We start from the raw sequence: 2,952 nt of genomic DNA, 5'->3' as shown, positions 1-2,952 counted from the left end.
CCGTGCTCCCGGGCGTAGGACGCGAGGTGTTCAAGGAGCAGCGTGCCGACGCCGCGGCCCTGCTGGGCCTCCTCCACGGCGAAGGCCACCTCGGCGCCGGTCGGGTCGTCGAGCCGTTCGTACCCGGCGACCCCGACGATCCGGCCGCCGATCAGGGCGGCGAGAGCGGCGTGATCCGGCGCCGGCGCACGCACAAGATGATCGACATACCACGTCCCCGCTGCCCGGCCGGCGGTGAAGAACCGCAGATAGGCGGCGCGCGGCGACAGACCCTCGTGCAGCGCCCGCAGTGCGGCCTCGTCGTCTCCGGTAACGGGACGCAGATGGACGATCCCACCGTCGCGCAGGACCGCGTCGCATTCACTCCACACGTCCGAACCTCTTCCCATCGGTAGCCCGGCTCCCCCCGGCACACAGCTCCTGAGAATGCAGCGGACGGCCCATGCCAGACAGGTCCCGACCACCTGTGGGTGCAGGGACCTCGGTCACCCCGTCCCGGACCACCTGGCACCTCCACGGTCCCCAGTGACACGGGACGAACGGCCCACGTGCCCAGGCATGGTGGCACTCTTCGGTGCGCACCCGATCCTGTCACTGTCAGTGTCGAATTCCACGGACGTCGAATTCCGCGGACGGGAGGCCATGACGACGCCGCGCGCAACCTCGTGCACTGACCGACATCACCCGCCGACATGGCTGGCCACGCGTTCCGGCACGAACGTCGGAGGGAACGCGTACTGGTTGAACCGCTGCGTGGCCGAACGGCCACGAGTAGCTGAGCAAGGAGCGGGCATGAAGGACATCGTTGTAGGGATGGATCTTTCCGAGGACGCGGGGACCGCGCTGCGCTGGGCCGTCGACGAGGCACGGCTACACGGGGCCGGGGTGCGCGCGGTATTCGCATGGTCCGCCGACCGGTGCCCGAAAGAGGTACGGGAACATGCCGCATCGTCACGGGCCGAACACATCGAGGCCGCGGCAGAGGAGCTGCTGCACGCGGGGATCGAGCGGGTCCTCGACGCCACGGAACGGAAGATCGTCACTGAGAGCGTGGTGACCGCCGACCCCGTAGACGCCCTGCTCGACGCCGTGCCGGCCGCGGGGATGCTCGTGGTCGGGGCGCGGGGCGCCGGACGCCTGCGCCGCGCCGTCATCGGTTCCGTCAGCGACGCCTGCCTTCACCTGGCACCGGGCACAGTGGTGGTTGTCCGCCGGGCCCGGTCCAAGCCGGCGGGCGAATCGGGCGTAACCGGACGGGACGCGCGGCCGGTACTGGTCGGAGTGGACGGCTCAGAAAACTCGATCAAGGCATTGCGATGGGCCGCACAGGAAGCGGCCCTACGCGGCGTGACACTGCGGGTACGTCACGCCTGGATGCCGATGCCGATGATCTACGCTGGCTATATCACCGCTGTCGAGGGGTCGGCCATGGAGGAGGCAGCCCAAGCCGTGCTCGACGAGACCCTGAAGACCCTGCCGGACCTGGAGGATCTGACCCTCGACGCCGGAATCATGATCTGTAGTCCGGGAACCGGCCTGATCCACGATGCGGCCGACGCCCAGCTGCTCGTCGTCGGCGCCCGCGGTCACGAGGGATTCGCCGAGCTGCTTCTCGGTTCGACGGGCCACCGGTGCGCACATCACGCTCCATGCCCGGTCGCGGTCATCCACGGTGATACGACGGCGTAACCCCGGTCCTGGGAATGACGCGGTACAGGACCGCACTACCGCGGCACTGGCCGCACCGCCATCACCGCGGCACTGGCCGCACCGCTGCTACCGGAGGATGTTCATGCACGTCACCAGTACAGCCATGCGGGTCCCGACCGGGAGCGGAGATCGCGGCGATGCGGCGGGGCCCGCGACGCTCGTGGAGACCCACACCTCGGTCGTGGTCTTTCTCGGCGATCGCGCGTACAAGGTGAAGAAAGCCGTGGACCTCGGGTTCCTCGACTTCTCGACCCGCGAGGCCCGGCTGGCGGCATGTCAGGCCGAGGTCGAGCTGAACCGGCGCCTCGCCCCGGACGTCTACCTCGGGGTCGCCGACGTGACAGGACCCGACAGCCAGCTATGTGACCACATGGTGGTGATGCGGCGGATGCCCGCGAATCGGCGCCTGGCTACCATGGTTGCCCGCGGCGACGATGTGAGCGGATATCTGCGTGCGCTGGCGCGCCAGTTGGCGGCCTTCCACAGCCGGTGCGAGACCTCCCCGGAGATCGCCGAGGCAGGCAGCCCGGCGACCATAAGCGGGCTCTGGGAAGAAGGACTCGCCGGGCTCGCGCCGTTTCAGGGGACGCTTCTCGACGCGCACAGCGTGGACGAGATCGGCCGCATGGCTCTGCGGTACCTGACCGGACGTGCACCGCTGCTCGCCCGGCGCCAACATGACGGACGGGTGCGGGACGGGCACGGGGACCTGCTGGCCGGCGACATCTTCTGCCTCGACGACGGACCTCGTGTGCTCGACTGCCTGGAGTTCGACCGGCGGCTGCGGATCGGCGACGTCCTCGCCGACGTCGCCTTCCTGGCGATGGACCTGGAAAGGCTCGGCGCGCCCGAGCTGGCGACCACCTTCCTGGCCTGGTACCGCGAGTTCTCCGCGGAGACGCACCCGGCCTCGTTGGCAGACCTGTACATCGCCTACCGTGCCTTCGTCCGCTGCAAGGTCGCCTGCCTGCGCCACGCCCAGGGCAGCCGTGAGGCCGCGAACGAAGCCCGCGCGCTCGCCCACCTCGCCCTCGAGCACCTGCGCCGCGGCCGGGTGCGCCTTGTGCTGGTCGGCGGGCTGCCCGCGTCCGGAAAGTCGACACTGGCATCCCGGCTGGTCGACGACACCGACGGATCGGTCCTGCTGCGCTCGGACGTCGTCCGCAAGGAACTGGCGGGAATACCTGCCGATCAGTCCGCCACTGCGCCCGTCGGGGCGGGAATTTACACGCGTGCCCACAC

The 2,952-nt window shown here is 69.7% G+C and carries 3 protein-coding genes; 2 read left to right on the top strand and 1 reads right to left on the bottom strand.

Annotated elements, in window-relative coordinates:
- A partial coding sequence (locus tag U9980_RS26975; protein ID WP_322770502.1) for a GNAT family N-acetyltransferase occupies window positions 1-389 on the bottom strand: 389 nt, incomplete at its 3' end.
- A 403-nt stretch (window positions 390-792) separates the two neighbouring features.
- Here U9980_RS26975 and U9980_RS26970 point away from each other — a divergent pair.
- Both U9980_RS26970 and U9980_RS26965 read left to right on the top strand, forming a co-directional pair.
- Entirely contained in the window at window positions 793-1,689 is an 897-nt protein-coding gene (locus tag U9980_RS26970; protein ID WP_322770501.1) for a universal stress protein, read from the top strand.
- Window positions 1,690-1,792: 103 nt separating this feature from the next.
- Window positions 1,793-2,952 (top strand): AAA family ATPase (locus tag U9980_RS26965; protein ID WP_416210411.1); only part of this gene is annotated, 1,160 nt, incomplete at its 3' end.

The organism is Protofrankia sp. Cr1, assembly GCF_963555865.1.
Lineage (GTDB): Bacteria > Actinomycetota > Actinomycetes > Frankiales > Frankiaceae > Protofrankia.
The sequence above is the reverse complement of the archived record's forward strand: the minus strand, read 5'-3'. Positions and strand labels throughout refer to the sequence as shown.

Excerpts from the sequence above, each read along its gene's own strand:
- U9980_RS26970 (WP_322770501.1), top strand. The coding sequence starts at position 793 with ATGAAGGACATCGTTGTAGGGATGGATCTTTCCGAGGACGCGGGGACC.